Below are 26,736 nucleotides of genomic sequence, written 5' to 3'. Positions count from 1 at the left end.
TGCCGCATCTCCACGCGACGAAAGCGGCGAGCCAGGTGCTCGACCAAGTCCTCCAGGGCGCTTGCCCATCCGGCTGCTTCGCTGACGGCCGTCATTCGTGGATCCTCCCTGCTGATCCACGAATGACGGCCGACGCCGCTCAACGTTACCTTCGGATAATCCCCGCTGTAGTACTAGGACAGGCCGCGGGCATGACGGAGCAGCCGACGCGTGGCGTCGCTGACGCGGGCATAGATGCCCACAACAGCCTGCCACGCCGGCAACGCGTGGATCCAGGCCAGCCAGCGGATCGCCACCTCGTATCCCCACGCGAACCAGGGAATCGTCAGGAGCTTGCTGCGGCTCGCCCGGAACAGCCGCTCGACGGTGACGAGCTTGATCAACTCAGCACCAGCGATGAGCAGGACGCCGTTCAGAGGGTGCCCGGTCGCGACGACGTACAAGCCCAGCGGCTTCGCCGGTTCCAGCATCACCAGCGGCACGAGCAGCAGCGCAAGCGTCGGATAGGGGCCGAGCGAGCCGACCCAGCGCTCCATGCGGATGACCAGCGGCTGCCGGCCGAGCCACGTGAGCAGGGGCCGGATCGCCGCGAGGAGCACCGCGTCCACGAGGAAATAGAGGATTGCGGCGGTGCTCACCAGCGGCGACAGGGCGCGTCGCAACGCCCGGCGCCCCGTAGGCTCGGGTGTTCCGCCGGCCGTCGTCGGAGCTGGTGTCATCGGATCGTCACCGGATTCGCTGCCGCCCCCATCATCCCTCCAAGCTGTTCGGGCCGAGCGGATTCAGACACCCGGCAGCATTCGCCGCAGCACTGCGTCGCGCAAGACGAAGCGGTGGTAGAGAGCCGCCAGGACGTGCACCGCGGCGACGCCCAGCAGAACGTAGCTGAGCACCACGTGAACGTCGCCCGAGGACCGTCCCAGCGGCGATCCCTCCGCCACAAGCGGAGGAAGAGGAGCGACCCAGAACAGCGTCACCCTCCAGCCCCGGGCGGAAGCGTTCATCCAACCGAGCACCGGCACCGCCACCAGAAGCAGATAGAGCAGCCAGTGGATCAGGGACGACACCAGGTTCTGCCATCCCGGTAAGCCCGCCGGCGGCGGCACGGGGTGGCTCAGTCGCCACGCAAGCCGGCAGACGAGGAGGAGCAGGATCAGCGTGCCGACCGCGAGGTGCAGGTTGATCAGGGTTTCCGGCTGCGTGCCGCGGTGGATCGCGGGCATGGTCCAGGCGATGGCGTACTGGGCGACGAGCAGAAACACCATCGTCCAGTGCAGGATCACCGCCACCGGCGTGTAGCCGATGAACTCGGAACCGGTATCCGGTCTGTGAAGCGGCATGCGTCCCTCCGTTTCGATGGTCTCTGACGTGGGCCGCGGCGCCAGCATGTCACCCCCCGGCGATGGCCCCCCTGCCTTTCGCGGTATGGCATGCGCGCCATACGCCTCCGGCGCACGGACGCGGTTCACGGCTGCCCCTGGCCTCCGCCTGAGCCGTAGATGTTTCCCGTGGTGAAGCTCGCATCCTCGGCGGCGAGCTGGACGTAGATGGAGGCGAGTTCGGCCGGTTGCCCCGGCCGGCCGAGAACGGTGGCGCTGCCGAAGTTCTTGTACTTCTGCTCCTGCGCGCCGCCGCTGATCTGCAGCGGGGTCCAGACCGGGCCCGGCGCCACGCCGTTGACCCGGATCCCCTTGGGGCCGAGCTGCTTCGCCAGCGACTTGACGTAATTCATCGTCGCGGCCTTGGTCTGGGCATAGTCGTACAGGTCCGGCGAGGGGTCGTACGCCTGTTCGGAGGTCGTGCCGATGATGCAGGAGCCCGGCCTCAGGTGCGGCAGGGCGGCCTTGATGATCCAGAACGGGGCGTAGATGTTGGTCTTCATCGTCGCGTCGAACTCCTCTGTCGTGATGTCGAGGATCGAGGGCTTCGACTGCTGCCGGCCGGCGTTGCAGACCACGATGTCGAGCCCGCCCAACCCCTGCACGGCGTCGGCCACGAGGTTGCGGCAGAACGCCTCGTCACGCAGGTCGCCGGGGATGGCGAGGCCGGTGCGGCCGGCCTCCCGGATCAGTTGGATCACCTCGCAGGCGTCCGGTTCCTCGGAAGGGAAATAATTGATCGCCACGTCCGCGCCCTCGCGCGCGTAGGCGATGGCCGCCGCCCGGCCGATGCCGGAGTCGGCACCCGTGATCAGGGCCTTGCGGCCGGCAAGGCGGCCCGATCCGCGGTAGCTGGTTTCACCGTGGTCCGGCTTCGGGTCCATGTCACGCGCCAAGCCGGGCCAAGGCTGCGGCTGCGCGCGGAAGGGAGGCTTCGGGTACTTCGAACGTGGATCATTCATGGTCGGCTCGCTTTGGGGGCTGGTGGTGCGCTGTTGATCGCGTTGCGCCATGGCCGGACCGGCGGCAGCCACCGCCACGCTGGCGCCGATACCGCCAACCACCTGCCGGCGGGAGCATGCGTTCTGCTGGTCCGTGCTCATTGGCCGCTCCGATCACATCATGCGGTGAGAACAGCCGAGACGCGCTCAGGTCCCCAAGACGGCGGGCATCGACGCTGTCAGCCGCTGCTTCGCGTCGCGGCCACAGCGTGGTCGGGCGGTGGCGAGGAAACGGCAGCGGCGGCCGGCACCGGCGCGGGACGCAGCAGCGCGATCAGCAGCAGCCCAACGACCATCAGCCAGCCGATCACCACGAAGCCGTCGATGGTGGCGAGCAGGTAGGCTTGGCCGCGCACCGTGCGGGCCAGCAGCGACGCCGCCCGCTCCGCCGCTTCCGGCCCACCGATCGACTGGCCGAGCAGGCGCGCGGCGGTGCCGGCGAGGCGCCGCGTCACCGCCGGATCCCCCGCCGGCACGTGCAGGCCCAGCGTGAAGGAGTGGAACTGCTCGCGCACCCGCACGAAGGTCTGCACGAAAGCGGCGCCAAGCTCGCCGCCGAGCAGGCGCGACGTCTGCAGCAGGGCGCCGAGCGTCAGGATGTGGGCCGGATTCAAGTTACGGACGTTGAAGAAGATCAGCGAGGTCATGGCAAAGGATTGTCCGAAGGCCTGGAGGATCTGCGAGGGCAGGAAGGTCTCGCCGATCCAATCGGCGGTGAGGTGCGATGCCATCCAGCAGGCCAGCCCGACCGCGGCGAAGCCCGCCCCGAGGGTGAGGCGCGGGTCGACGTGGCGCAACAGCGTGCCGATCAGCGGGGCCAGCAGGACCTGCGGCATGGCGATCCACAGCAGCGCGTCGCCAACCTCCAGCGGCCGGAAATTGTGCACGGCGATCAAGTATTGCGGGATCAGATAGGCGGTGGACAGCATCGCCAGCCGCATCATCACGAGTAGCAGGCAGAGCAACGGAATGTTGCCGCGCAAGATCGCGGAAAAGTCGAACCACGGCTTCGTGGAGGAAAGTTCCTGCACCAGGAAGGCGCCGACCAGCACCGCGCCGCCGAGCAGCAGCCCGTTGACCACGCCGGAGGTCAGCCAGTCCAGACGATTGCCTTGGTCGAGGGCGGCATAGAGCAACCCGAAGCCCAGGCTGGCGTAGGCCATCCCCCACCAGTCGGCGCCGCTGAGCAGGTCGCGTTTCACCGGTTCCTTCGGGATGCCGAGGTGGACGCAGACGAACATCAGTGGTGCCAGCACCGCGGTGTCCCAGAAGATCCATTGCCAGCCCCAGCGCTCAGAGAGCCAGCCCTCCAGCGAGGCGGCGACGTTCAGCGACAGTTCGATGTTCATCGCATAGACGGCGATGCCGTAGACGATGAAGCGGGCCGGCAGATTGCGGAGGATGAAGCCGATGGTGAGCGGGACGAAGGTCCCCGACGCCAGCCCGGCGATGGCCTGGAAGATCAGCACGCCGGTGAGGCTGCCGGTCAACGGCAGCAGGACCATCGCCACCCCGTACACCGCCGCTGCTGGCAGCAGGATGCGCCGCGGACCGAACACCGCGCCAAGGAAGGGGCAGAGCGGCGCCACGAGCATTTGCGCCATCGTGTAGGTGGTGGTGATCCAGGCGGCCTCGTCGTAGCCGGCGTGGATGGCTCCGCGGATGTCGGCGAGGCCGAGGCTGGTGATGCGCGTGGTCAGCGTGGCGATCACCGCGCCCAGCAGCACACCGAGAATCCCGACGTAGGGGTGATGTGTGATGGCCCGTTGCAGCCAGCGGTGGAAGACCGGCCGGGGGACTTGGTGGCCGGCGGTGGTGTTGCCCCCGGCGCCGCTCATCGCGCTGCCTCGGCGCCCGGTTCGAGCGCCGACGTGTCCACGGTTACCTCGACCGACATGCCGGGGCGCAGCCGGTCGGCCAGCGGGCTCGGCTGGTCGAGGACGATCTTCACTGGGATGCGTTGGACGATCTTGGTGAAATTGCCGGTGGCGTTCTCGGGCGGCAGCAAGGCGAACTGACTGCCGCTGGCGGGGGCATAGGCGGCCACCTGGCCGCGCAACTCCGTACCAGGGAAGGCGTCGACCCGCACCACCGCAGGCTGACCAGGCCGCATGTGGGTGAGTTGCGTTTCCTTGTAGTTCGCCATGACCCACACATTCGGCAACGGCACCAGCGTGACCACTTGGGTTCCGGGAGCGACGTACTGCCCGGCGCGGACCTGCCGCTGCCCGAGCACGCCGTCGGCCGGTGCGGTGATCCGGGTGTAACCAAGGTTGATGCGCGCCAGCGTGAGCGCCGCCTCCTGCTGCGTCAGCGTCGCCTCGGCCTGCCGGCGCTGCGCCTCCAGCCCTTCGATCTGAGCCTTCTGTTGCTCGATCTGGGCGTAGGCCGCGTCCAGTCCCTTGAGGTTGGCCTGCACCTGATTGAGCTGCGTTTGCTGCGTGCGCTTCTGGCTGTCCAGCACGGCGATGGCGGCCTTGGCCGCAGCGACGGCGCCCTCCGCCTGCGCCACCCGAGCCCGGTAGTCGGCGTCAGCGATCTCGGCCAGCGTGTCGCCGGCCCGCACGCGCTGGAAATCCCCGACCAGTACGGCCGACACGGTGCCCGAAACCTGCGCGGCGATCGGCGTGACGTCGGCCTGAAGGTAGGCGTCGTTCGTCCATTGCCTCCCGGCCGAACCAACCCACCGGTCCCAGCGGGTCGAGAAGGCCAGTACTAGGAGGAGCGCCAAGCCGAGGACGGCCCCGCGCACGATCCAGGGATTCCAGGTCACCACCTGCCCGGCGTGCGCCGGTGTTGTGGGCGGGGGTGCAGCCGGGGGCCGGCTGGACCGCTGGACCTCGCTGTGGTGATGGGCATGGGTCATCGGGATGCCGCGCGCATGATGCCGGCTCACCGGCCCTCGTTCGGATCGTTCTGGTGCTAACGCTTTTCCGTGTGATTGCTCCCGCTGACCGGCGGTGGTCCTGGACCGAAATCCTGATCCACGGCCGTCCCCTTCTGCAACAGCCGAAGCAGCAACTGCTGCCCCTCAGCCAACCTTCACGAAATTGTTCGCCGGCTCCGTTCCGCTCGGGGTGTGCGTTAAGCCCGTCCGCTGCACCACGCTTCGCACGCCACCGCGCGCTGACTGCGTCGTCCACGTTCGATGGTGTAGCGGTGGAGCTTTCGGTGGAGCTTCTGGCGCTGGATCGGCCTGGGGCTAGATTATGGATAACAGCGCGGCTCCCGCCTGACACGCCGCCGGGTCAACCGGAACCGCTTCCATGGACGACCTCTTCACAGCGGAACCGGCGCTGGGATTACGGCCTTTGCTGGCCGTGCGCGGGGCAGGGGGTGCAAGGAAGCCGCCATGAGTGAGCCCCACAACAGGGTTGTTCAAATCAGGCGCTTCGGCGGTCCTGACGAGTTGGAGGTGGTCGACGCTCCCCTGCCGACGGCCAGCCGGGGCGAGGTGCGGGTCCGCGTGCTCGCTTCGGGCGTGGAATACACCGACGTGGTGATCCGGCGCCACCTCTACCCGTGGGTGCGCCGTCGGCCGCCGTTCGTGCTGGGCTATGACGTCGTCGGGGAAATCGATCAGCTCGGCGATGGCGTGAGCGGCTTTCAGCTTGGCGACCGCGTGGCCGATCTGACGGTGCTCGGGTCGAACGCCGCCTTTCGCACGCTGCGGGCTGACCGCCTGACCCGCGTGCCGGCGGGCCTCGACGCGGCGGAGGCGGCCACGCTGATCTTGAGCTGGACGACCGCGTACCAGCTTCTACGCCGTGTGGCTCGGGTGCAGCGGGGCCAGCGCGTACTTGTGCATGGAGCTGCCGGCGGTGTCGGTCTGGCGCAGCTCGCCCTCGGCAGGCTGGCCGGCCTCGAGCTGTGGGGCACCGCGCGCGGCGAGCATGCGGCGTTGATCCGCGAACTGGGCGCCACGCCGATCGACTACCAACGCGAAGACTTCACGCGCGTCCTGCCGGGCGGGTTTGACGTCGTCTTCGACGGCATCGGCGAGGACGGTTATCGCCGCTCGTTCGCGGCGCTTAAGCGCGGCGGCCTGCTCTGCGCCTACGGCTACTCGGCGGGCGTGCAGGCGCACCATCGCATGCTCACCATGTTGATGTGGATGGCGCGCCTGTATCTCTGGGGGTGGTTGCCCGGCGGCAAGCGCACCCGCGTCTATTCGATCAATGTGATGCGGGCGCGACGTCCCGCTTGGTTCCGGGAGGACCTGGAGCGGCTCTTCGACCTATTGGTAACACACGCCATCCAGCCGCGCGTCGCCGAGCGGATTTCCTTGGATGAGGTCGCCGAGGCACACCGCCGTCTCGAGGCGGGCGGTCTCGACGGCAAGCTCGTCCTATGCCCGGATCTCCCGTCCCAACACGATCGTGTGCCGTCTCACGTTCGTGCGTAACGGCTGATGCAGCAGGGAAACTGTGTCCCCTGTCGCTGCACGGCGCACAGTGATGCTTAGGAACCGGTCGTCAATACCATGCGGAAGCGCGCCTTCCCACTCATCATGCGCGCATAGGCTTCCGCTGCCCGGTCGAGTGGTATCGTCTCGATCATCGGGCGGATGCCGGTCAGCGCGCTGAAGGACATGGTGTCCTGTGAGTCCATTGCCGTTCCGGAGGGCCAGCCGTGGATCGAGCGCCGCGCTGAGATGAGCTGCAACGGTGTGACCTCGATCGGATCGGCGGTCGCACCGACGATCAGAAGTTTGCCATCCACGCCCAACCCGTCGACCACGGCGGTCATGGCCTTGGAACTGGTGGCGGTCGCGAGGATCACGCGAGCACCGCCCAGCTTGGTCAACTCGTCCACCACATTCTGCGCCTGGCTGTCGATGTAGCGATGGGCGCCGAGTTGTCGGGCGAGCGGCTCCTTGTCCGTGCCGCGCGCAATAGCGATCGTGTGAAATCCCATCTTCACGGCGAATTGCACGCCCAAATGCCCCAGCCCGCCAATGCCCAGAACGCCGACCAGATCACCGGGACGAGCACCGCTGTTTCGTAACGCGTTGTAGGTGGTGATACCGGCGCAAAGCAGTGGGGCCGCGTCCTCCGACGATAACTCGTCAGGCACCAGCGCCAACGCCTCGGACGGCGCCACCATGCATTCAGCGTAGCCGCCGTCATAGTTGACGCCGGGGGTCTGGGCGAAGCGGCAATTGATGAAGTCGCCCCGCCGGCAGCGATCGCAACGGCCGCAATGGCCGCCATGCCAGCCGACTCCGACGCGCTGCCCCGCCGTCCAGTTTTGGACACCCGCCCCCATCGCATCGATGATCCCGACGACCTCATGTCCGGGCACTCGTGGGTACTGGATGTGAGGGAAAGTCCCTTCGACCGTGAAGGCATCGCTGTGGCAAATGCCGCAGGCCTGGACCTTGATGCGGACCTGACCGGGGGCGGGTTCGGGAATATCGCGCTCGACCAGTTCGAGCGGTCCGTTCGGTTTGGAAACCTGCACCGCGCGCATCTTCGCCATGTTCGAGCCTTTGATTGTCTGGATCTCGGCCCCCGAATGGCAGTGTGGCCCAACCGCCGCGGGGTGCTCTGTCCATCAACCGTTTCCCCCCCACTGTTGTCGCGCGCCAGCGCCTGTCACCCGCTCCCATCATCGGACAGGACGTATCGGTCACGCCCGGCACGGACGCCGAACACGGCCGCACATGCGGTGATTGCCGCGAACAAGACACCGGCGGTACCCCATGTGCCACTCCAATCGTGCAGAAGTCCGACCGCCAGCGGCCCGGTGGCGGCCAACGCGTAGCCGACGCTCTGCGCCATGCCCGACAGCTGAGCGGCGATATGGGGATCGCCGGACCGAAGCACGATGATCGTCAGCGCGATGGCGAAGCACCCGCCCTGGCCGATGCCGAGCAGCACGGCCCATCCCCACATGGTGTTCAGCGGCGCGAACATGCAGCCCAACATGCCGGCGAGCCCGCAGGCGAGGACGACCACCACGGCAACGCTCTGCTGGCGCGAACGCGTCGCCAGGATGGGCGCGGCGAGCGAGGCTGCGACTTGCACCAGGATGGAGCAGGACACCACCAGCCCAGCCAGAACCGGCGCCACCCCGCGGTCACGCAGAATGACGGCCAGCCATGCAAAGACGATGTAGGCCAGCGACGACTGCAACCCCATGAACAGGGTGACCTGCCAGGCGAGCCGGTCGGTCCACAGCCGGCGCGCGGATTGCGCGCCGGGCCTTGGACCGTGCCGCGGTGCGGTCGGGGCCAGCGCCGCCCAGGCGACCGCCGCGATCAGTGCCGGCACGCCCCAGAAGCCGAGCGCCAGCGCCCAGGAATTGCCGAAAGCGTGGGCCAGCGGCAGCGTCGCCCCGGCCCCGGTCGCCGCCCCGGCGCACAGGCCCATGGTGTAGACTCCGGTCATCAGCGCGGGATTGTTCGGGAAATCACGCTTCACAATGCCGGGCAGCAGCGAACCGATCACGCCGATCCCCGCTCCGGCCATGATCGCGGCCAGCACATGCGCGGAGAAGACCGGCACGGCCCGCAGGCCGATCCCGCCGGCCAGCACGACCAAGGTGAGAAGGATCACCCGCTCGCTGCCGAACCGCCGCGCCAAGCCTGGCGCCAGCAGCCCGAAAATGCCCAGGCACAGCACAGGCAGCGTGGTGAGCGCGCTCGCCATCGTCGCGGAGATGCCGGTGTCGCGCACCAGCTCCGCCAGGACCGGGGCCACGCTGGACAGGGCTGGACGCAGGTTGAGCGCCACGAGGACCAGCGCCAGCCCGCCGAGGAACGAATGACGGGGCGGCGGCGCAGAGCCCGGATCGTCCTCGGCATCGATCAGCAACTCGTCTGCCAGCGTCGGTTCGTGCGGTTGGCGGTCGCGCTGGATTGGATGGGAACCGTGCATCATCCCTCGGCATGGATGGCGTGGGTCAAAAAACGACGGGGCCACGCCGGATCGCAGCCCAGCGTGGCTTGGGGCAGGACTTTTAAATTCATTTATGTGGCCAGCCTACCTCATCGAAATCGAAATCCCCCAGACAAACCGACTGCGGAGGTTCACGCTTCCCCTGAAATCGTTTGCCCACATGACGGACGCAAAGCCGATCCGGGCGAATTTCTGCCCTGAGGCGCGTCACCCCCGAATGCGCCGTTGCACGGGTGCCAAGCGCGCTTCCATCCTCGAAGGCCCGCGATGGTGTGTGCCGCCGGCGATGTGCCGCGCCGCCCATCCGGAACACGGTGCGAGCAGGAGAAGCATCATGGCCGAAATGACGTTGGAGGACCGCCTTGCGGCGGCGTCCAGCCGGCTGCTGGCGGTTCACTCCCTCAACCACTTCTCGCTCAGCGTTCCCGATCTGGCGGCCGCGGAGTCGTTCTATCGCACGGCTGGCCTGTCGGCCACGGCGGAGGGAGACACCCTCCTTCTCGGCACGGCGAACGGACTGACCGTCGGCCGGCTGTGCACGGGGCCGCGCAAGACCCTGCACCACCTCTCCTTCGGGATCTTCCCAGAGGACCTCGACGGCTTCGCCGCCCGGCTGCGGGAGCTGGGTGTCGGCACGGAACGGCCGATGATGTCGCGCTTCCACGACGGTCTGTGGTTCCGCGATCCGGACGGCAACCTGATTGAAGTCGCCGTGGCGCCGCGCACGACGCCAACCGAGAAATCGCCGATGCTCATGGCCCCCCAGCCTGGCGGAACGCGCGCCGCGCAGGGCATCGCGCGGTGCGTGGCGCCGACGCGCCTCGGTCACGTGCTGCTCTTCGCAACGGATGTGGCGCGTTCGATCACGTTCTACGAACGGGCCTTGGGCCTGCGACTGTCCGACCGCTCCGGCGACCTCGTTGCGTTCATGCACACGCCGCACGGCAGCGACCATCACGTCCTGGCTTTTGCCAAGTCGCACCACCGGGCGTTCCACCACGCCAGCTTCGACGTCGGCAGTCCGGACCGGATCGGCCTCGGAGCGATGCAGATGGCCGCCAAAGGGTATGAACGCGGATGGGGCCTGGGCCGCCATGTGGCAGGGTCGAACCTCTTCCATTACGTTCAGGACCCCTGGGGCAGCTTCATCGAATATTTCTGCGACATCGACTACGTCCCGGCGGGTATGGCTTGGCAGGCGCAGGACCTGCCGCCGGAACAAGCCCTTTACCTGTGGGGGCCACCGGTGCCGGATTACTTCTTGGCGAACTCGGAAGCCCTCGACAGTTGATGGCCGCAACCGCGCGGCACACCGCATGCCGCCCTCAGGCTGTGGATCGGCGCGCAACACCGATCGCCGCTCCGGGCCGAGGCGTGGCCTTTGACACGCAGAGCACCATTTGCTACCAACCGCGCCCTCACAGGCTGCTGCCGTAGCTCAGTGGTAGAGCACTCCCTTGGTAAGGGAGAGGTCGAGAGTTCAATCCTCTCTGGCAGCACCATTTTGGGGCCGTAGCTCAGCTGGGAGAGCGTCGCAATGGCATTGCGAAGGTCAGGGGTTCGATCCCCCTCGGCTCCACCATTTTCCGGTGATCCGCACTTGCGTCTTCGGCCCAGCTTCCGTATAAGGCCGCTCCCTTGCGCGGGTGTAGCTCAGTTGGTTAGAGCGCCGGCCTGTCACGCCGGAGGCCGCGGGTTCAAGTCCCGTCACTCGCGCCATGGTGCGGGCGTAGCTCAGGGGTAGAGCACAACCTTGCCAAGGTTGGGGTCGAGGGTTCGAATCCCTTCGCCCGCTCCAGTTTGGGGGATCGTCTAGCGGTAGGACAGCGGACTCTGACTCCGCCAGCCTAGGTTCGAATCCTAGTCCCCCAACCACCTTTGCCCGTCTCCCATTTTGCAAACCGGCAGCTTGACAGCAGCTCGGCTGAGCCGCTACTTCTCGCCGCCCTGGCCGGAAGGGTGGCCGAGTGGTTAAAGGCAGCAGACTGTAAATCTGCCCGCGTTAGCGTACGTAGGTTCGAATCCTACCCCTTCCACCAACAGGATCGTGCGGCATGCGCCGCTATTCCGCCGTATCCGGCGTCTCATCCTCACCCCGCAATGGCGCCGTCATCACGTGCACGGTGCCGGCGTCCCCTTCCGTTGCAGCGCATCAGCTGATCCCTGCCTCACCGCGCGCTCAACGGACTGTCGGTTCCAGGCGTTGGAGAAGAGCCGCAAGCCGGGCTGCCATCTCATCGGCGGGCAAATGCTGACTGCCGCCATGGCCGGCGAACACCCATTCGAAGCGGTGATCGCACAGCTGTCGCAGCGAGCGCAGTTGCTCCGGCCACGACCACCAGCACACCTCCCGCCATGCAGTGAGGTCGTCGCGCTCGAAGCTCCAGGCCAGGGTATCGCCGGTGAACAGGCATCGACCGTCGTACAGGTAGGCGACGCTTCCCTCAGTGTGCCCGGGCACCGGAATCGCCAGCAGATCGACATGAACCCGGACTGGCACGGTCCCGGCGATGATGCGGTCGGCGAACGGGGCGGCATCGCGGTCGGCCTCGTGGATCCAGACGTGCGCATCGAAGTGGCGGGCGTAGCGTTCAGCATCCCCGATGTCATCCCGGTGCGTCAGCAGAATGTCCGAGATCCCTCCCCATGCCTCGAGGGGGCCGACGACGGCGCGCGTCCAGCGCGGCGCGTCCACCATCAGGTTGCCTGCCGCCCGGCGGATCAGAAAGGAGTGGGCCCCATAGGAGGACCGCGCGTTGTAGCCGAGGCGATGGACGCCGTCGCACATGTGCTCCGGAAAGGCAGCCTCGGGAACCTCCTCGGGGCTCTCGGTCCGGACCGAGGCGGTCGGACAGGCGAGCCTCGCCCGCCACGCCTGCATCCGTTCTTCCGGCGTGGCGGGCTGCCGGGCGAAGACCGCCTGGCCGCTCCGCCCGACAATCAAGCCGGGCGCCAGCGTGCACGCCGCCGAGCAGTCGATGCAGCGGGTGTCGACGTACCAGTTGCCGGGAGCGTTGAGGGCGTGTCGCTCGGCCATGCGAGGCTCCTTCTACAGCGGTCAGCGCAGGGTCACGCGAAACGACGGCGCGTGATCCGGCTGCGTGGTCACGATCGCGACGGGCAGCACCGGCCGGGCCTCCGGCGGCAGCGCCACACGGAAGCGGCGGAACAGGGAGGCCAGCACCAGCACCGCCTCGGTCAGGGCGAACTGGGCACCGACGCACACCCGAGGGCCCGCACCAAACGGCAGGAAAGCGAAGCGGTCCGGTGGCGGTGCGCCCGGCAGAAAGCGCGCGGGCTCGAAGGCGGCTGGCTCGGACCACAGCCGTCGGTGCCGATGCAATGTCCAAGGCGCGATCGCGAGGAGTGCTCCCGCCGGCACGCGCACGGCGCCGAGATCGTCCTCACCCAGCGACAGCCGCACGATCATATAAGCCGGTGGATACAGGCGCAGCGTCTCGTCCACGACCGCCCGGGTGAAGGGAAGACGCTCAAGCGCGTTGTAGGCCGTCTCGGGAGCGTCTTCGGGCGCCGCATCGAGCGCCTGCGCCTCCGCCGCCACGCGCTCCTGTGCCTCGGGCGCCTGGGTCAGCAGCCAGCAGGCCCAGAACAGGGTGAGCGCCGTCGTCTCGTGCCCCGCCATGATCAGCGTGGCGACCTGATCGTGCAGTTGCGTTGGTGTGAAGCCGGCCCCGGTCTCCGGGTCTCTGGCCTGCTCCATCAGGTCGAAAAGGTCACGCGGCCGCTCGGCACGGCTTGCCCGCCGCCGTTCGGCGATGATGCCGTCGATCAGCGCCATCCATTCCAGCCGGAAGCGCCGGCGCAGCAGGTCCCAGATGTTCGGCAGCCAGAGCGGAAAGAGGAAATCGCTCGGGTGCGGGCGGGCGAGGCGACGGTTGTAGCGGACCATCATGCCTCGCAAGGCGGGGCCGAAGCGTTCCGTCTCCAGCGAGAACATCGAGCGCCCGGCGATGTCCAGGGCGAGCGCTTGTGTGAAGCCTAGAAGGTCGATCCCCGCGCCCGCGGCGGCCATGCCGCCCAACCGGTTGAGCGCCGCACCGGTGGCAACGGCGACGTGACGGGCCAGCATCGGCAGGGTGCGCGGCGTGAAGGCCGGCGCCAGTGTGCGCCGCTGGCGCCGCCACACCTCGCCGCGGGCAAGCAGCACGCCATCGCCCACGATCGGGCGCAGGATGCGGATGCTGGCTGGTGTGCGGGCGTAGTTGGCGTCGTTGTCCACAAGAACGCGCCGGATGGCCGAGGCGTCGTTCAGGAGGTAGCTCGCCCGCCCGAGCATACGGCGCTCCAGGATTGCGTCCTCGTAGGCCCGTCTGGGCCACGCCGCCAGGGCGTTGGTCCGGAACGCCGCAAGCAGGGTGCGCACCGGAAGTTCCTCGCGCGGCGGCTCGGGAACCGGCGGCACGATCAACGGGCGGGGGCTCGTCAGGGTCGACATGGCTGCCAGCGTCCTCGGCGCGGCCGTATCAGAGGAAGATGTGTTGCTCCTTGACTTGGCAACAGTGGAGCGAGGATGCCTGGGCCGAAAGCCGCCGTCCTCTTCATCACACTCCAACTGGCGGCGGTCGCCCCTTCCCGGAAGCTGAGACTGTCCGATTTGCGCCACAAGCAGACAGGAGGCACCGGAGTCCACCCACCCTCGTCGATCGGCTGGTCGTCGTAGGACCCGGTGAGGTGCATGTCGATAACGAGCGCACCGGAGTCACGCGCGATGGCGCAGCGCATCGACCAGGGCGACGAAAGCCGGCGAGGATTGGCGGCGGCTCGGGTAGTAGAGATGGTAGCCATCCCAATAGGGCGACCATTCCTGGAGCACGCGCACCAGCCGGCCGTCGACGACGTACGGCACGATGATTTCTTCCGGGATGTAGGCGAGGCCGAACCCATCCAATGTCGCGTCGAGCGCGTTGAAGATGTTGTTGAAGACCAGTTGCCCTTCGACGCGGATCTTGAGCTCGCGCCCGTTCTCCTCGAACTCCCACGCGTAGAGCCCGCCGGAGGTCGGAAGGCGGAAATTGATGCAGGTGTGGCCGACGAGGTCCTTCGGGTGGGTCGGCTCCGGGTGCTCGGCGAAGTAGGATTTCGCCCCGACGACCGCCAGGCAGAAGTCCGGACCGATCCGGGCGGAGATCATGTCCTTGGCGAGGTGCTCGCCCATGCGCACGCCGGCATCGTAGCGCTCGGTGACGATGTCGGTCAGCCCGTTGTCGAGCACCAGCTCGACCTTGATGTCGGGATACTGCGGCAGGAATGTCCGCAGCTTCGGCCACAGGACATGCTTGATCGCATAATCGGCCGCCACGATGCGGACGGTGCCCGCCGGCTTGTCACGCAACTCGCTGAGCGCCTCCACCTGGGTCTCGATCTCGTCGAAGTGCGGACCGATGCTGTCGAGCAGGCGTTGGCCAGCCTCCGTCGGGGATACGGCGCGCGTCGTGCGGGTGAGCAGCCGGATGCCGAGCCGGGCCTCGAGTTGGCGGATGGTGTGGCTCAACGCCGACTGCGAGACCCCGACCTTGGCCGCGGCCCTCGTGAAGCTGCGCTCCCGGGCGACCGCCAGGAAGGCGAGCAGGTCGTTGACGTTCTCGCGCGCCATTCATGAAGCCCCCTCATGGTGAGGTCTTCATTATACGCACAACGGGATACGGTGGTTGCGCGGCTGTTTACCGCGTGTACTGCACCTGGACGGAAATTGGACCGGGGCGGTCGAAAATCGACACATCGCCGGTCACCGTGCCGAGGATGACGATCCCCGGTTGAGGGACGCGACCGTCGCGATAGTAGATCACAAAGTGATCGGGTCCCCACAGGCCGAGCGTCCCGACCAAAAAGTCGCGCTGCCGCGCGACCTCCGGCAGAGCGGCCGACAGGGTGCCGGTCTTTTCCTGGCGCAAGTGATCCCGCATCTCGATCGTGACCGGCAACATCCGCGCCAGCGCACGCGCGGCGGCGTTGTCGGCCAGTTCGGCCGTGACGTTTCCCCAATCGAAGGAGATCAGGATGCGGTCCTGTGCCATGGCATGTCCTGTCGTGAGGAATATGAGGCCGGTGGCAATCGACGGCAGGCGTCGCCCAAATTGATGAATCCCGCTCATAACCGCATGCGGTTTTGAGCCGCTAATGGCCGGCGAGCGCCTCGATTATCTATGCCCCACCGGATCGCCCCGGCCCTGACGGGCAAGGTCCGTTGCCCGGCTGAAGGCCATTCTCCACACACTCAGGCAGTCGCATGCAGGTTCACGTCTCTTCCAGGAACGGCACGGCCGAGCCCCGGCCGGCCGCGTGGGGCGCCGTCTTCGCGATGTCGCTCTGCGTCTTCGTGCTGATCGCGTCCGAGTTCATGCCGGTCAGCCTGCTGACGCCGATCGCCACGGACCTGACCCTGACGGAGGGGCAGGCCGGACAGGCCATCTCCGTATCCGGCGTCTTCGCCGTGTTGACCAGCCTGTCCATCACTTCGGTGACCGGGCGGCTCGACCGTAAGGTGGTGTTGTTGGCCCTGACCAGCCTGATGGCCCTGTCGGGGGTCATCGTCGCCGTCGCACCGGATTACGCGACGCTGATGATCGGCCGGGCGCTGCTCGGCGTCACCATCGGCGGCTTCTGGTCGATGTCGACGGCGACCGTGATGCGGCTGGTGCCGGAGGCCTCGGTGCCGCGGGCTCTTGCCATCCTCAACGGCGGCAACGCGCTCGCGGCCACCATCGCGGCTCCGCTGGGCAGCTTCCTCGGCGCCGTCATCGGATGGCGCGGCGCGTTCTTCTGCGTGGTGCCGCTCGCGGCGCTCGCCCTGTGCTGGCAGCTGACGAGCCTGCCGGCGATGCGCGGTGAGCGCCGCTCCGGCAGCGGGACCGTGTTCCGGCTTCTCGGCCGGCCGAAGGTGGCGTTCGGGATGGCGGCGATCCTGTTCCTGTTCATGGGGCAGTTCGCGCTGTTCACCTACCTGCGGCCGTTCCTCGAAACGGTGACCGGGGTCGATGTCTCCACGCTGTCGCTTCTTCTGCTGGTGGTCGGGGTGACCGGCCTCGCTGGCACGATGCTGATCGGACCGCTGCTGAACCGGAGTGTCTATGGCGTCCTCATCGTGATCCCGCTGCTGATGGCCGGCATCGCCGTGGCGCTGGTGGCCTCTGGCGGATGGATCGCCGGGACGGCGCTGCTGCTGGGCGCCTGGGGCCTGATCGGCACGCCCGCGCCGGTCGGCTGGGGGACGTGGCTGTCGCGGACCCTGCCGGCGGACGCGGAGGCTGGCGGCGGCCTGATGGTCGCGACCATCCAGTTCGCGATCACGCTGGGCGCGACCGTCGGGGGGACGCTGTTCGACCTGAGCGGTTATCAGGTCACCTTCGGCGTCAGCACCGTCCTGCTCGTGATGGCCGCTCTCCTGGCCTTCGCCGCATCGCGCACGGACCGGCTTCAGCCGGCCTGACGGGAACACCTCAAACGTGACATGAGAACCAAGGAGCGCTTCATGACCATCAGGGCCTATGGCACCTACGGTGCCGACAAACCCCTCGAACTTTTGGAGATCACGCGGCGGGCTCCCGGTCCGCACGACGTTCAGATCGAGATCGCCTACTGCGGGATCTGCCACTCGGACCTGCATCAGGCGCGCGCGGAATGGGCGGGCACGCAGTGGCCGTGCGTTCCCGGCCACGAGATCGTGGGACGCGTGTCGGCGGTCGGCGCGCATGTCTCGGGCTTCCGAGCGGGCGACCTTGTCGGCATCGGCTGCATCGTCGACAGCTGCCGGCACTGCCCGGACTGCGAGGACGGGCTGGAGAACTACTGCGACGGCATGGTCGGCACCTACAATTCCCCGACCGACGATCCTCCGGGCCACACGCTTGGCGGCTATTCGCAACGGATCGTGGTGCACGAGCGCTACGTGCTGCGGATCCGGCATCCGGAGGAGCAACTGGCCGCGGTCGCGCCGCTGCTGTGCGCGGGTATCACCACCTATTCGCCGCTGCGGCACAGGAAGGCCGGTCCGGGCAAGAAGGTGGGCGTGGTCGGCATCGGCGGCCTGGGCCATATGGGCATCAAGCTCGCCCACGCCATGGGCGCGCATGTGGTCGCCTTCACCACCTCGGAATCCAAGCGCGAGGACGCTCACGCGCTCGGCGCCGACGAGGTGGTGGTGTCGCGCAATCCAGACGAGATGGCGGCCCATGCGAAAAGCTTCGACTTCATTCTGAACACCGTGGCCGCCCCGCACGACCTCGATGCGTTCCTCGTGCTGTTGAAGCGCGACGGGACGATGACGCTGGTGGGCGCGCCGGCGACGCCGCACCCCTCGCCCAACGTCTTCAACCTGATCACCAAGCGCCGCTCGCTCGCCGGCTCGATGATCGGCGGGATTCCGGAAACACAGGAGATGCTCGATTTCTGCGCGGAGCACGGCATCGTCTCCGACATCGAGTTGATCCGCGCCGGCGCGATCAATGGCGCCTACGAGCGCATGCTCAAGGGCGACGTGAAGTACCGGTTCGTGATCGACACCGCTTCCCTGGGCGCCTGATCGCGACGGCCGGAACGAGAGGCCGGGCCTTATTGCTCGACAGCAGCCCCGGACGGGGCAATGACCAGAGGATCTAAGCCATGGACATCACACGCATTGGCTCGCAGCCGTCCGCCAAGGGACCGGCCGACTGGTTCACCGGCACGGTTCGCATCGACCCGCTCTTCCAGGCGAACGCCCCCGCCCGCGCGACGGCCGCCAGCGTCACGTTCGAGCCCGGCGCCCGCACTGCGTGGCACACCCATCCGCTGGGGCAGACGCTGATCGTCACGGCCGGCGTCGGCCGGGTGCAGCGCGAGGGCGGTCCCATCGAGGAGATCCGCCCCGGCGACGTGGTCTGGTTCCCGCCCGGCGAGAAGCACTGGCATGGCGCCTCGCCGACCAATTTCATGACGCACATCGCCATCCAGGAGCAGCTCGACGGCAAGGCCGTCGACTGGATGGAGAAGGTGACGGACCAACAGTATGGCGCGTAGCGGGCCGCCGGAACCAGGAAAGGACAAGCCATGACGCAGGGCATCGAAAGCAAGGTGGTCGTCATCACCGGCGCCAGCAGCGGGCTCGGAGAAGCCGCTGCCCGCCATCTCGCCCAGCACGGCGCCAAGCTGGTGCTGGGAGCGCGGCGACTGGACAGGCTTCAGGCGCTCGCCCGCGCGCTGTCTCTGGGAGATGAAGCGGTCGTCCAGACCGACGTGACGAGGCACGAGCAGGTCAAGCGCCTGGTGGATCATGCCGTCCAGACCCACGGCCGCATCGACGTGATCATCAACAACGCCGGCCTGATGCCGCAATCGCTCCTGGAGCGGGGGAAGATCGAAGACTGGGACCGCATGATCGACGTGAACATCAAGGGTGTGCTCTACGGCATCGCCGCGGCGTTGCCGCACATGAAGGCCCAGAAGGGCGGGCACATCATCAACGTCTCCTCGGTCGCCGGCCACAAGGTGCGGGCGGGCGGGGCCGTCTACGCCGCTACGAAGCACGCCGTCCGCGTCATCTCCGAAGGCCTCCGGCAGGAGGTCAAGCCGTACGACATCCGCACCACGATCATCTCGCCGGGCATGGTCGCGACCGAACTGCCCGACAGCATCACCGAACCCGACGTCGCGGAGAGCATGCGCAAGGCCTACGAGCGCGCCATTCCCGCGGATTCCTTCGCACGGGCGGTGATCTTCGCCATGAGCCAGCCGGAGGACGTGGACATCAACGAGATCCTGTTCCGGCCTACCAGCCAGGAATTCTGAACGCAGGGATCTCCTCGAGCTCTTGCTCAGGGCAGCTTCGGGTCATGAGCTGTCCTAAAGCGGATTTTCATCCGCTTTAGATTCATATGGCCTCATGCGCCGGCTCTCAGCGGATGCCTTTGGCATCCGCCTGCCGCCGTCAGGCCAATCCTCCGGATTGGCCGAGAGGCCGGGCTTCGGCCGCACATGCGGCCGGGACCGCCGTCGCGGTCCAAAGCGGATCGCAATCCGCTTTAGCGGATGGATGCGCCCCTCCTTCCCCGCGCCAGAGTTGAGGTGGAGCTGCGCATCTCTCGCCCTTTGCCTGTGGCAAAGCGCTGGCGGCAAGTGCGGGAGGGTGATCCGGCCGGCCGATCATGGAAGCATCCATGCGCCGGCCGTATCAGAACGTCCTGAGGCTGGTATCAGTTAGCCATCATCGGACAGTTGCCGTCCTTGACCGGCCGGAACGCCTCCTCGGCGGGGATGGTGCCGATGACGTCGAAGTAGTCCCAGTCGCCCTTCGACTGGCCGGGAGACTTGACCTGGAGCAGGTACATCGGGTGCACCTTGCGCCCGTCGGCGCGGATGCTGCCCTTGCCGAAGATCGGGTCGTCGGTCGGCATTGCCTTCATCTGCTTGACGACGGCGCGGCCGTCGCCGTTGGCCTTCAGCGCATCCACCGCTTTCAGGTAATGCAGGACCGCCGAGTAGACGCCCGCCTGCATGTCGTTGGGCATGTTGCGCTGCGGGTGGCGCTCGGAGAACCGCTTGGCAAACGCGCGCGTCTCATCGGTGCGGTCCCAATAGAAGGAACTGACCGCCATCAGCCCCTGGGAGGCGTCAAGGCCGAGCGCCTTCACGTTGTTCAGAACGAAGATCAGCCCGACCAGTTTCTGCTGCTTGCTCAGCCCGAACTCGGCCGCCCCCTTCAGCGCGTTGGTGAGGTCGCCGCCGGCATTCGCGAACGCCACCACGTCGGCCCCGGACGACTGCGCCTGGAGCAGGAAGGAGGAGAAGTCGTTGGAACCAAGCGGGTGACGCACCGCTCCGATCACCTCGCCGCCGCCGGTCGTGACCGCCGCGCGGGCGTTGCGCTCCAGGTCGTGGCCGAAGGCGTAGTCGCTGGTGACGAAATACCAGCGCTTGCCGCCGCGCTGCACCACCGCCTTGCCCACGCCGTTGGCGAGCGCCCAGGTGTCGTAGGTCCAGTGCACGGTGTTGGGCGTGCACTTCGGCCCGGTGAGGTCGGCGGTGCCGGCGCCCGATCCGATGAACACCTTGTTCTGCTCACGCGCGATCTCGTTGACCGCCAGCGCCACCGCCGAGTTCGGCACGTCGAGCACGACGTCCACCCCTTCCTGGTCGAACCACTTGCGGACGATGGAGACGCCGATGTCGGCCTTGTTCTGGTGGTCGGCCGGAACGATCTCGATCGGGCGCCCGGCGACCTTTGCCCCGTAGTCCTCAACGGCCATCTGCGCGGCGAGGACCGAACCACGTCCCTGGTAGTCTGAATAGACACTCGACATGTCGTTGAGGATACCGATGCGGAGCGGCTTGACGTCGGCCGCCGCGGCCATTGAAACCCCGGCTGCTCCCGCCATCAGAATGGTCAGTGTGAAGAGGGCCTTGCGCATTCCGTTTCCTCCCGCTGGTGTTGTGGCGCATGAGATCGTCCGAACCGCGTCAGGCCGGCAAAAGCCCGAGGCTCTTCGGAAGGGACAGGCGATGGATCTCGATGAGTGGGGCGAGGAGCCGCGCGACCGCATCCCGCCCGAGCGAGACCATCGTCTGCCATGGCTGCATCGTCCAGTGCAGGCCAATGGTGGCGCCCAGGTCGATGTCGGCCGGTGAGGCGACCTCCTGATCCAACGCGTCAAGCACGGCGAAGAAGACGGCGGCGCGCAGACGGTGGCTGACGACCGTGGCCTGCGCGCCCGCCGCGCGGTCCTCCACCGACCAGAGACCACCCTCGGCGGCCTTCGCCACCAGCCCGGGCGCCGGCGCATAGAAAGGATGGAGCCGAGCCAGCGTGCCGGCGGCATGGCAGGCGATGACCGGCTTGGTCAGGTCCATGACGCGGAACGGCCCGGCGGGGGTGCCGAACACCTCACGCGCCACGCTCTCCACCACCCCTGCGGGCACTCCCTCGTCGACCAGCCGGACCGCCTCGTTGAGGTAGGGGACGAAGAAGCGGTTGATGGCGAAGCCGAAGACATCGCGACAGACGATCGGCGTCTTGCCGGTGCGCTGCGCGAACGCCGTCGCGGCGTCGCGGGCGGCAGAGCCGGTGGCCGCACCGGGAATGATCTCGATCAGCGGATTGACGGCAGCCGGGAAGAAGTAGTGCAGGCCGATGAAGCGCTCCGGGTTGGCGATCCGGCCGGCCAATTCGCCGATGCGCAACGTGCTGGTGTTGGTAGCGATGATCGTCTCGCGCGGAAGCGCCGCCGAGAGGTCCCGGAACAGGGCCCCCTTAGCGTCCTCGTCCTCGACGATGGCTTCGACGATCAAGCCGCAACCGCTCAGATCCGAAAGCGCCGACGCCGCGCGCAATCGCTCGGAGGCCATGCGGGCATCGTTCTCGCTCAGCCGGCCGGCCTCCGCGGCGCGGGTCCACGAGAGCCGGGCGCGCTCGACGGCCCGTTCGGCCGCCCCCGGTTGCCGGTCAAGGATCAGAACCTTGTATCCAGCGCGCGCGGCGCCTTGTGCGATTCCCGCCCCCATGGTTCCGGCGCCCACCACGCCGACCCGCCCGGTCTTGTCCATGATCCCCCCGTTTGCATGGCTTCCATCGTGACGCCCACGCTTTCCCCCTCTTCAAAGGCGGGGGCCTGCGCTAGGCCATCGTCAGTGCGTCGGCAAAATCGTCGGGCGCCGTTGCTTCTCCGCAGCCGCGCGCCAGGTGGTGAACCTCGGGCAGCATGTGGCGGCGAACGAAGGCGGCCAGTGCGCGGATGCGCTCCGGAGCCGGCGCCTGCGCAGCCGCCGCTTCGAGCCGCGCCCAGGCGGTCGCGAAGGCGACGAGGCCGGTCAGCCGCAGGTAGCCGGCGGCGGCGAAGCCCGGATCGGCGATCCGGCGCACCACCTCGCTTGCCTCGCGCCAGACCGACAGGGCATCGGCGAGGGACGCGGCCGTGTCGCGGCAGCCCGCGGCTTCGGCCACCGCCGCCGCGTCCTCCACGTCGCGGGCGAACGCGTCGGTCCCGCGTCCGGCCGGCAGCAGGCGGCCGGCCAGCGTCATGGCCTGGATGCCGTTGGTGCCCTCGTAGATCTGGGTGATCCGCGCGTCGCGCAGGATCTGCTCGACCCGGTATTCGCGCAGGTAGCCGTAGCCGCCGTGCACCTGGATGGCGAGGTGGGCCGTCTCGACCGCGGCGTCGGTGGCCAAGGCCTTGCACACCGGCGTCAGGAAATCGACGAGGTCGGGGCGCGCGCCCAGTTCCTCCTCGACCGCGGCGCGGTACACCATGGCCCGGCAGCCGAGCGCCAGCGCCGCCTGGGTCAGCAGCATGCGGCGGACATCGGCGTGGCGGTCGATGGGGGCCGCCCCCTCCACGCCGGCCGCCTTGCCCTGCCGGCGCGCCGCCGCGTGGTGCCGGGCGCGTTGGCCCGCCACCTCGGCGAGGCCGACGCCCTGGACCGCCACCTCCAGCCGCTCGAAATTCATCATGGTGAACATGCGCGCCAGCCCCTCGCCCGGCGCGCCGACGATCTCGCCCACCGCCCCGTCGAAGGCGAGCTGGCAGGTGGGCGAGGCGTGCATGCCCATCTTGTCCTCCAGCCGGACGACCGAGACGGCGTTGCGCCGCCCGTCCTCCAGCTCCGACGGGCACAGGAACAGCGACAGCCCCTTGACCCCGGCGGGTGCCCCCGGCGTGCGGGCCAGCACGAGGTGCAGGACCCGCCCGGTCATGTCCTGATCGCCGCCGGAGATGAAGATTTTGCTCCCGTCGAGCCGCCACCCCTCGGCGTCCGGGCGGGCGGTCGTGGTCACCAGACCGAGGTCGGAGCCGGCCTGCGGTTCGGTCAGGCACATGCTGGCGAGCCATTCGCCGGACGCCAGCCGCGGAATCCACAGCGCCCGCTGCTCCGCCGAACCGCTCGCGGCCAGCGTGCGCATGGCGCCCTGCGCCAGCGTCAGGATCATCTGGAAGGAGATGCAGGCGCCGGCCAGCATCTCCGACACCGCGGCGGCGAGGACGTGCGGCAACTCCTGCCCGCCGAACCGCTCGGCCACCGCGAGGCCGGCCCAGCCGCCGTCGCGGTGGGCGGCGTAGGCCGACACGAACGCCTCGGGCATCCGCGCCCGGCCGTCCACCAGCCGCACCCCTTGTGCGTCGCCCACCGGGTCGAGCGGCGCCACCACGGCATCGACGAAGCGGGCCGCCGCGCCGAGGATGTCGGAGGCAAGCTCCGCCTCGTATCCCGGCAGGCGCTCCGCGTCCGCCGCGGCCCGCAGGGTGAACAGGATGTCGCCGACCGGCGTCCGATAGTCGATCACGCGGCCTCCGGATTCTCGATGAGGATGGCCACGCCTTGCCCGCCACCGGCGCAGGCCGAGGCGATACCGTAGCGCAGGTTCCGCCGCCGCAGTTCGCGCGCCACCGTGACGGTCAGCCGGACGCCGGACGCGGCCAGCGGGTGGCCGATGGCGATGGCGCCGCCGTTGACGTTGACCCGGCTGCGGTCGAGGCCGAGCTCCCGTTCCACCGCCAGGTACTGCGCGCCGAACGCCTCGTTGATCTCGAATCGGTCGATGCGGTCGAGGGTCAGCCCGGTCATCTCCAGGAGCGCCCGAATTGCCGGCGCCGGACCGATCCCCATGATCTCCGGCGGCACGCCGACCACGGTGCCGGCGGCGACGCGGGCGAGCGGCACGAGCCCCTGCGCCCGGACGAACCCGCCGGCAGCAACGACGCACGCCGCGGCGCCATCGACGATGGCCGAGCTGTTGCCGCCGGTCTGCACCCCGCCGAAGGCGGGCCGGATCTTGGCGAGCGACGCCAGATCGGTCGGCTTGACGTGCTCGTCGGCGGCAAGCGGCGGGGTGCCGCGCGGCAGCCGGATGCCGCGCGTGGCGTAGCCCTCTAGCTCGAACGTCTCGTCGGCGACGGCGACCAGCTCGCCCTCGAAGAAGCCATCGGCCTGGGCCGCCACGGCGCGGGCGAAGCTCTCGGCGGCAAACGCGTCCACCTCGCCGCGCGTGATGCCGTAGCGCTTGGCAAGGTTCTCCGCGGTGTCGCCCATGCGCGTGCCCGACGCGGTGTCGAGCGTCGCTTCCCACAGGAAGTCCTTGAACTCCACCTGCCCCATGCGGAAGCCGGCGCGGTGGGTGTAGGCGGCCACGGGGTTGCGCGACATGGACTCGGTGCCGACGCACAGCGCCGCCTCGGCCTTGCGCAGCGCCAGCGTGTCGGCGGCGGTCAGCACCGTCTCGAACCCGGTGCCGCACAGCCGGTGCACGAGCAGCGCCGGCACGTCGATGGGCAGCCCGGCATAGAGACCGATGTGGCGCGGCAGGTAGTAGGCGTCGAAGCTCGACTGCGCCATGTTGCCGGCGATCACCGTGCCGACGGCGTCGGCCGGGACGCCAGTGCGCGCCAGCACGGCGCGCGCGGCCTTGATGCCGAGGTCGGTCGGCGAGACGTCGCGCAGCGTGCCGTTGTAGTCGGCGAACGGCGTGCGCACGCCGTCCACCAGCCAGATGTCGTCGTACCGGGTGCCGAGATGGGTGGGCATGGGCGCGTCCTCAGGTCAGGCGGATGATCGCGGGGTCGTCGTCGGCGTACAGCCTCTCCACGAGGTCCGCCCGCCGCTCCAGGACACGCCGCTGGTTGATGTAGCCCTTGTCGGTGATCTCGTTGGCGTCGATGGACGGCGGCTCCTCCATCAGCAGCGCCCGCACGACCCGTGCGGAGCTGCCCGCCCCGCCGCCGGCAAGCGTGCGCAGCGCGGCGGCGACGTGGGCGCGCACCTCCGGGCGGGCCAGCAGGTCGGCGAACGGCATGTCGGGGTCGGCGCCGGGGCACAGCGACAGGCAGGCCGGCCGGTTCGGGAAGATCAGCACGCCGACCTCCTCGCGGTCGTGCCCGGTGACCACGGCGTCCTGGATGACCGGCGCGCCGGCTTCCAGCACGGCGATGCGCAGCGCGCCGACGTGCACCCAGGTGCCGGACATCAGCTTGAAGTCCTCGGCGATGCGGCCGTCGAAGCGGATGCCCTTGGCCGGGTCGCCGGGGTCGGCGAGGCGGACGGCGTCGCCGGTCTTGTAGTAGCCCTCCTGGTCGAAGGCGGCGGCGGTCAGGTCCGGGCGCTTGAAGTAGCCGGGCGTCACGTTCGGACCGCGTACCCGGATCTCCTGCTTGCCGCCGGAGGGCACCAGCTTGATCTCCGTCCCCGGCACCGGCAGCCCGATGTTGCCGCTGTGCCCGGTCAGGAAGTGCAGGCCGGTGGCGAGCGGCGCGGTCTCGGTGCATCCCCAGGCCGACACCAGCGGAACCTGGCGCCCGGTCGCCTCCAGCGAGAGCCGCTGCAAGCCCTGCCAGAGGTGTTCGGGCAGGGCGGCGCCAGCGTAGAACATCAGCTCCAGCCGGGTGAAGAAGGACTTCTGCAGCGCCCGGTCCCCGCGCAGGATCGGCAGCAGCATGTCGAAGCCGCGCGGCACGCTGAAGTAGATGGTGGGGGAGACCTTGCGCAGGTTCTCCACCGTCCGGCCGATCAGGTGCGGCACCGGCTTGCCGTTGTCGATATACAGCGTCCCGCCGTGGCGCAGGATCATGTTGAAGTTGTGGTTGCCGCCGAAGGTATGATTCCACGGCAGCCAGTCGAGGATCACCGGGGGGCGCTCGGCCAGGAACGGCCACGTCAGCGTCATTGCCTCCTGGTTGGAGCACATCATGCGCTGGGTGTTCAGCACGCCCTTCGGCAACCCGGTCGAGCCCGAGGTGTAGAGGATCTTGGCGACCGTGTCGGGGCCGACCGACGCGTTGGCGTCCCGCATCCGCCGATCAGGCTCCGCCGCGAGCAACGCGTCGAACGGCAGCGCGCCGGGCACGGCCTCGCCGTTGCGGCTGGCGAAGACCGCGGCGCCGAAACGGTCCACGGCGCCGAGCGCGCCGGCGAAGGCGGCGGCGTCCTCGACGTAGATCAGCGCGGGGCGCAGTTCGCCAAGGATGTGTCGCAGCTTGGAGAAGTCCTTGGACATCAGCGAATAGGCCGGCGAGACCGGCGCCACCGGCACGCCGACATGCATCGCCGCCAGCATCAGCAGCGCGTGGTCCACACCGTTGTCGGAGAGGATGGCGACCGGGCGGTCGCGGTCCGCCCCGCGCTCGACCAGCGCCTGGGCGATGCGCTCCACCGCCGCCAGGGCCGCGGCGTACGACACCTCCCGCCAGCCGTCGCCTTGGCGTTCGGCCAGGAAAACCCGGTCCGGCGCGCGCTCCGCCCATCGCGCCAGCAGGTCGCCGAGGCAGCGCGGGCAGGGACCAAGGTCGAGCGGCGAACGCAGCACCATGCCGCCGTCCGGTCGCGGTTCGACGGTGACCTGCGGCGGGGCGAAGATCGCGGCGCCGTGCGCGTCCGTCGTGTCGTGTGTCGATGTCAGCATGATCCTACCCACCCCTGGCGGCGGACGGCGGCGGGGGGCATAGGCGGCGTACGCCCGCAGCCTCCCGCGTCCCGAAA

At 68.6% G+C, this 26,736-nt stretch carries 22 protein-coding genes and 6 tRNA genes; 12 read left to right on the top strand and 16 right to left on the bottom strand.

The window, feature by feature from the left end; genetic code table 11:
• Positions 1 to 173: 173 nt before the first annotated feature.
• From ACSVDD_RS20970 to ACSVDD_RS20950, 5 genes are all read right to left on the bottom strand, one after another.
• The gene (locus ACSVDD_RS20970; protein ID WP_448191333.1) at positions 174 to 719 is read right to left on the bottom strand and encodes a hypothetical protein; all 546 of its coding nucleotides are present in this window, start codon (positions 717 to 719) and stop codon (positions 174 to 176) included.
• A 63-nt stretch (positions 720 to 782) separates the two neighbouring features.
• Entirely contained in the window at positions 783 to 1,340 is a 558-nt protein-coding gene (locus ACSVDD_RS20965) for a cytochrome b (protein ID WP_448191332.1), read from the bottom strand.
• 125 nt (positions 1,341 to 1,465) lie between these two features.
• On the bottom strand, positions 1,466 to 2,482 hold the full coding sequence (locus tag ACSVDD_RS20960) for an SDR family oxidoreductase (RefSeq protein ID WP_448191331.1): 1,017 nt from the start codon (positions 2,480 to 2,482) through the stop codon (positions 1,466 to 1,468).
• Positions 2,483 to 2,559: 77 nt separating this feature from the next.
• Positions 2,560 to 4,218: an MFS transporter gene (locus tag ACSVDD_RS20955; RefSeq protein ID WP_448191330.1), complete on the bottom strand. Its 1,659-nt coding sequence runs from the start codon at positions 4,216 to 4,218 to the stop codon at positions 2,560 to 2,562.
• Positions 4,215 to 5,276, bottom strand: a complete 1,062-nt coding sequence (locus tag ACSVDD_RS20950) for an HlyD family secretion protein (protein ID WP_448191329.1) — start codon at positions 5,274 to 5,276, stop codon at positions 4,215 to 4,217. Before ACSVDD_RS20950 ends, ACSVDD_RS20955 begins: the two co-directional genes overlap by 4 nt.
• A 456-nt stretch (positions 5,277 to 5,732) precedes the next feature.
• Between ACSVDD_RS20950 and ACSVDD_RS20945 the strand changes: the two genes are divergently transcribed.
• On the top strand, positions 5,733 to 6,785 hold the full coding sequence (locus tag ACSVDD_RS20945) for a medium chain dehydrogenase/reductase family protein (RefSeq protein WP_448191328.1): 1,053 nt from the start codon (positions 5,733 to 5,735) through the stop codon (positions 6,783 to 6,785).
• 56 nt (positions 6,786 to 6,841) lie between these two features.
• Here the strand turns inward: ACSVDD_RS20945 and ACSVDD_RS20940 are convergent, their stop codons facing one another.
• On the bottom strand, positions 6,842 to 7,861 hold the full coding sequence (locus tag ACSVDD_RS20940; RefSeq protein ID WP_448191327.1) for an alcohol dehydrogenase: 1,020 nt from the start codon (positions 7,859 to 7,861) through the stop codon (positions 6,842 to 6,844).
• 116 nt (positions 7,862 to 7,977) lie between these two features.
• Entirely contained in the window at positions 7,978 to 9,261 is a 1,284-nt protein-coding gene (locus ACSVDD_RS20935; RefSeq protein ID WP_448191326.1) for a CynX/NimT family MFS transporter, read from the bottom strand.
• Positions 9,262 to 9,616: 355 nt separating this feature from the next.
• Here ACSVDD_RS20935 and ACSVDD_RS20930 point away from each other — a divergent pair, with 355 nt between their 5' ends.
• The 7 genes from ACSVDD_RS20930 to ACSVDD_RS20900 all read left to right on the top strand — a co-directional run bounded on the left by ACSVDD_RS20930 (position 9,617) and on the right by ACSVDD_RS20900 (position 11,321).
• Positions 9,617 to 10,573 carry a VOC family protein gene (locus ACSVDD_RS20930; protein WP_448191325.1) on the top strand — a complete coding sequence of 319 codons (957 nt, stop codon included), beginning with the start codon at positions 9,617 to 9,619 and terminating at the stop codon, positions 10,571 to 10,573.
• A 136-nt stretch (positions 10,574 to 10,709) separates the two neighbouring features.
• Positions 10,710 to 10,784 (top strand) — tRNA-Thr (locus tag ACSVDD_RS20925).
• A 4-nt stretch (positions 10,785 to 10,788) separates the two neighbouring features.
• A tRNA-Ala gene (locus ACSVDD_RS20920) sits at positions 10,789 to 10,864 on the top strand.
• Between the two features lie 60 nt (positions 10,865 to 10,924).
• Positions 10,925 to 11,001: transfer RNA gene (locus tag ACSVDD_RS20915), tRNA-Asp, on the top strand.
• A gap of 4 nt (positions 11,002 to 11,005) precedes the next feature.
• A tRNA-Gly gene (locus ACSVDD_RS20910) sits at positions 11,006 to 11,080 on the top strand.
• A 3-nt stretch (positions 11,081 to 11,083) separates the two neighbouring features.
• Positions 11,084 to 11,157, top strand: a tRNA-Gln gene (locus ACSVDD_RS20905).
• A gap of 78 nt (positions 11,158 to 11,235) precedes the next feature.
• Positions 11,236 to 11,321: transfer RNA gene (locus tag ACSVDD_RS20900), tRNA-Tyr, on the top strand.
• Between the two features lie 140 nt (positions 11,322 to 11,461).
• On the opposite strand, the gene ACSVDD_RS20895 is transcribed toward ACSVDD_RS20900, so the two are convergent.
• The 4 genes from ACSVDD_RS20895 to ACSVDD_RS20880 all read right to left on the bottom strand — a co-directional run bounded on the left by ACSVDD_RS20895 (position 11,462) and on the right by ACSVDD_RS20880 (position 15,317).
• Complete coding sequence (locus ACSVDD_RS20895) at positions 11,462 to 12,319, bottom strand: MBL fold metallo-hydrolase (protein WP_448191324.1); 858 nt, start codon at positions 12,317 to 12,319, stop codon at positions 11,462 to 11,464.
• A 21-nt stretch (positions 12,320 to 12,340) separates the two neighbouring features.
• Positions 12,341 to 13,738, bottom strand: a complete 1,398-nt coding sequence (locus tag ACSVDD_RS20890) for a cytochrome P450 (protein ID WP_448191323.1) — start codon at positions 13,736 to 13,738, stop codon at positions 12,341 to 12,343.
• Between the two features lie 264 nt (positions 13,739 to 14,002).
• Positions 14,003 to 14,896: a LysR family transcriptional regulator gene (locus ACSVDD_RS20885; protein ID WP_448191322.1), complete on the bottom strand. Its 894-nt coding sequence runs from the start codon at positions 14,894 to 14,896 to the stop codon at positions 14,003 to 14,005.
• 67 nt (positions 14,897 to 14,963) lie between these two features.
• Positions 14,964 to 15,317, bottom strand: a complete 354-nt coding sequence (locus ACSVDD_RS20880; protein WP_448191321.1) for a cyclophilin-like fold protein — start codon at positions 15,315 to 15,317, stop codon at positions 14,964 to 14,966.
• A gap of 212 nt (positions 15,318 to 15,529) precedes the next feature.
• Between ACSVDD_RS20880 and ACSVDD_RS20875 the strand changes: the two genes are divergently transcribed.
• The 4 genes from ACSVDD_RS20875 to ACSVDD_RS20860 all read left to right on the top strand — a co-directional run bounded on the left by ACSVDD_RS20875 (position 15,530) and on the right by ACSVDD_RS20860 (position 19,065).
• Complete coding sequence (locus ACSVDD_RS20875; RefSeq protein ID WP_448191320.1) at positions 15,530 to 16,729, top strand: MFS transporter; 1,200 nt, start codon at positions 15,530 to 15,532, stop codon at positions 16,727 to 16,729.
• 42 nt (positions 16,730 to 16,771) lie between these two features.
• Complete coding sequence (locus ACSVDD_RS20870; protein WP_448191319.1) at positions 16,772 to 17,821, top strand: NAD(P)-dependent alcohol dehydrogenase; 1,050 nt, start codon at positions 16,772 to 16,774, stop codon at positions 17,819 to 17,821.
• 80 nt (positions 17,822 to 17,901) lie between these two features.
• On the top strand, positions 17,902 to 18,297 hold the full coding sequence (locus ACSVDD_RS20865; protein WP_448191318.1) for a (R)-mandelonitrile lyase: 396 nt from the start codon (positions 17,902 to 17,904) through the stop codon (positions 18,295 to 18,297).
• A gap of 30 nt (positions 18,298 to 18,327) precedes the next feature.
• Complete coding sequence (locus ACSVDD_RS20860) at positions 18,328 to 19,065, top strand: SDR family oxidoreductase (protein WP_448191317.1); 738 nt, start codon at positions 18,328 to 18,330, stop codon at positions 19,063 to 19,065.
• 404 nt (positions 19,066 to 19,469) lie between these two features.
• Here ACSVDD_RS20860 and ACSVDD_RS20855 read toward each other — a convergent pair whose 3' ends face one another.
• The 5 genes from ACSVDD_RS20855 to ACSVDD_RS20835 form a co-directional block, all read right to left on the bottom strand.
• Positions 19,470 to 20,684, bottom strand: coding sequence for an ABC transporter substrate-binding protein (locus ACSVDD_RS20855; RefSeq protein ID WP_448191316.1), 1,215 nt, complete (start codon positions 20,682 to 20,684; stop codon positions 19,470 to 19,472).
• Positions 20,685 to 20,733: 49 nt separating this feature from the next.
• Complete coding sequence (locus tag ACSVDD_RS20850) at positions 20,734 to 21,816, bottom strand: 3-hydroxyacyl-CoA dehydrogenase family protein (RefSeq protein ID WP_448191315.1); 1,083 nt, start codon at positions 21,814 to 21,816, stop codon at positions 20,734 to 20,736.
• Positions 21,817 to 21,886: 70 nt separating this feature from the next.
• A complete protein-coding gene (locus tag ACSVDD_RS20845) occupies positions 21,887 to 23,551 on the bottom strand; it encodes an acyl-CoA dehydrogenase family protein (RefSeq protein WP_448191314.1) in 1,665 nt (554 codons plus the stop codon).
• The gene (locus tag ACSVDD_RS20840; protein WP_448191313.1) at positions 23,548 to 24,789 is read right to left on the bottom strand and encodes a thiolase family protein; all 1,242 of its coding nucleotides are present in this window, start codon (positions 24,787 to 24,789) and stop codon (positions 23,548 to 23,550) included. Before ACSVDD_RS20840 ends, ACSVDD_RS20845 begins: the two co-directional genes overlap by 4 nt.
• A gap of 10 nt (positions 24,790 to 24,799) precedes the next feature.
• Positions 24,800 to 26,659: a feruloyl-CoA synthase gene (locus ACSVDD_RS20835; RefSeq protein WP_448191312.1), complete on the bottom strand. Its 1,860-nt coding sequence runs from the start codon at positions 26,657 to 26,659 to the stop codon at positions 24,800 to 24,802.
• Positions 26,660 to 26,736: the final 77 nt, after the last annotated feature.

The organism is Azospirillum terrae (genome assembly GCF_053470425.1).
Note: the sequence above shows the minus strand (reverse complement) of the source record. Positions and strands in the feature narration are given on the sequence as shown.

Bases quoted from the DNA above. Each gene is read 5' to 3' on its own strand.
- ACSVDD_RS20970 (WP_448191333.1), bottom strand. From the start codon at position 719: ATGACACCAGCTCCGACGACGGCCGGCGGAACACCCGAGCCTACGGGG.
- ACSVDD_RS20965 (WP_448191332.1), bottom strand. From the start codon at position 1,340: ATGCCGCTTCACAGACCGGATACCGGTTCCGAGTTCATCGGCTACACG.
- ACSVDD_RS20960 (WP_448191331.1), bottom strand. From the start codon at position 2,482: ATGAGCACGGACCAGCAGAACGCATGCTCCCGCCGGCAGGTGGTTGGC.
- ACSVDD_RS20955 (WP_448191330.1), bottom strand. From the start codon at position 4,218: ATGAGCGGCGCCGGGGGCAACACCACCGCCGGCCACCAAGTCCCCCGG.
- ACSVDD_RS20945 (WP_448191328.1), top strand. From the start codon at position 5,733: ATGAGTGAGCCCCACAACAGGGTTGTTCAAATCAGGCGCTTCGGCGGT.
- ACSVDD_RS20940 (WP_448191327.1), bottom strand. From the start codon at position 7,861: ATGGCGAAGATGCGCGCGGTGCAGGTTTCCAAACCGAACGGACCGCTC.
- ACSVDD_RS20935 (WP_448191326.1), bottom strand. From the start codon at position 9,261: ATGCACGGTTCCCATCCAATCCAGCGCGACCGCCAACCGCACGAACCG.
- ACSVDD_RS20930 (WP_448191325.1), top strand. From the start codon at position 9,617: ATGGCCGAAATGACGTTGGAGGACCGCCTTGCGGCGGCGTCCAGCCGG.
- ACSVDD_RS20895 (WP_448191324.1), bottom strand. From the start codon at position 12,319: ATGGCCGAGCGACACGCCCTCAACGCTCCCGGCAACTGGTACGTCGAC.
- ACSVDD_RS20890 (WP_448191323.1), bottom strand. From the start codon at position 13,738: ATGTCGACCCTGACGAGCCCCCGCCCGTTGATCGTGCCGCCGGTTCCC.
- ACSVDD_RS20885 (WP_448191322.1), bottom strand. From the start codon at position 14,896: ATGGCGCGCGAGAACGTCAACGACCTGCTCGCCTTCCTGGCGGTCGCC.
- ACSVDD_RS20880 (WP_448191321.1), bottom strand. From the start codon at position 15,317: ATGGCACAGGACCGCATCCTGATCTCCTTCGATTGGGGAAACGTCACG.
- ACSVDD_RS20875 (WP_448191320.1), top strand. From the start codon at position 15,530: ATGCAGGTTCACGTCTCTTCCAGGAACGGCACGGCCGAGCCCCGGCCG.
- ACSVDD_RS20870 (WP_448191319.1), top strand. From the start codon at position 16,772: ATGACCATCAGGGCCTATGGCACCTACGGTGCCGACAAACCCCTCGAA.
- ACSVDD_RS20865 (WP_448191318.1), top strand. From the start codon at position 17,902: ATGGACATCACACGCATTGGCTCGCAGCCGTCCGCCAAGGGACCGGCC.
- ACSVDD_RS20860 (WP_448191317.1), top strand. From the start codon at position 18,328: ATGACGCAGGGCATCGAAAGCAAGGTGGTCGTCATCACCGGCGCCAGC.
- ACSVDD_RS20855 (WP_448191316.1), bottom strand. From the start codon at position 20,684: ATGCGCAAGGCCCTCTTCACACTGACCATTCTGATGGCGGGAGCAGCC.
- ACSVDD_RS20850 (WP_448191315.1), bottom strand. From the start codon at position 21,816: ATGGACAAGACCGGGCGGGTCGGCGTGGTGGGCGCCGGAACCATGGGG.
- ACSVDD_RS20840 (WP_448191313.1), bottom strand. From the start codon at position 24,789: ATGCCCACCCATCTCGGCACCCGGTACGACGACATCTGGCTGGTGGAC.
- ACSVDD_RS20835 (WP_448191312.1), bottom strand. From the start codon at position 26,659: ATGCTGACATCGACACACGACACGACGGACGCGCACGGCGCCGCGATC.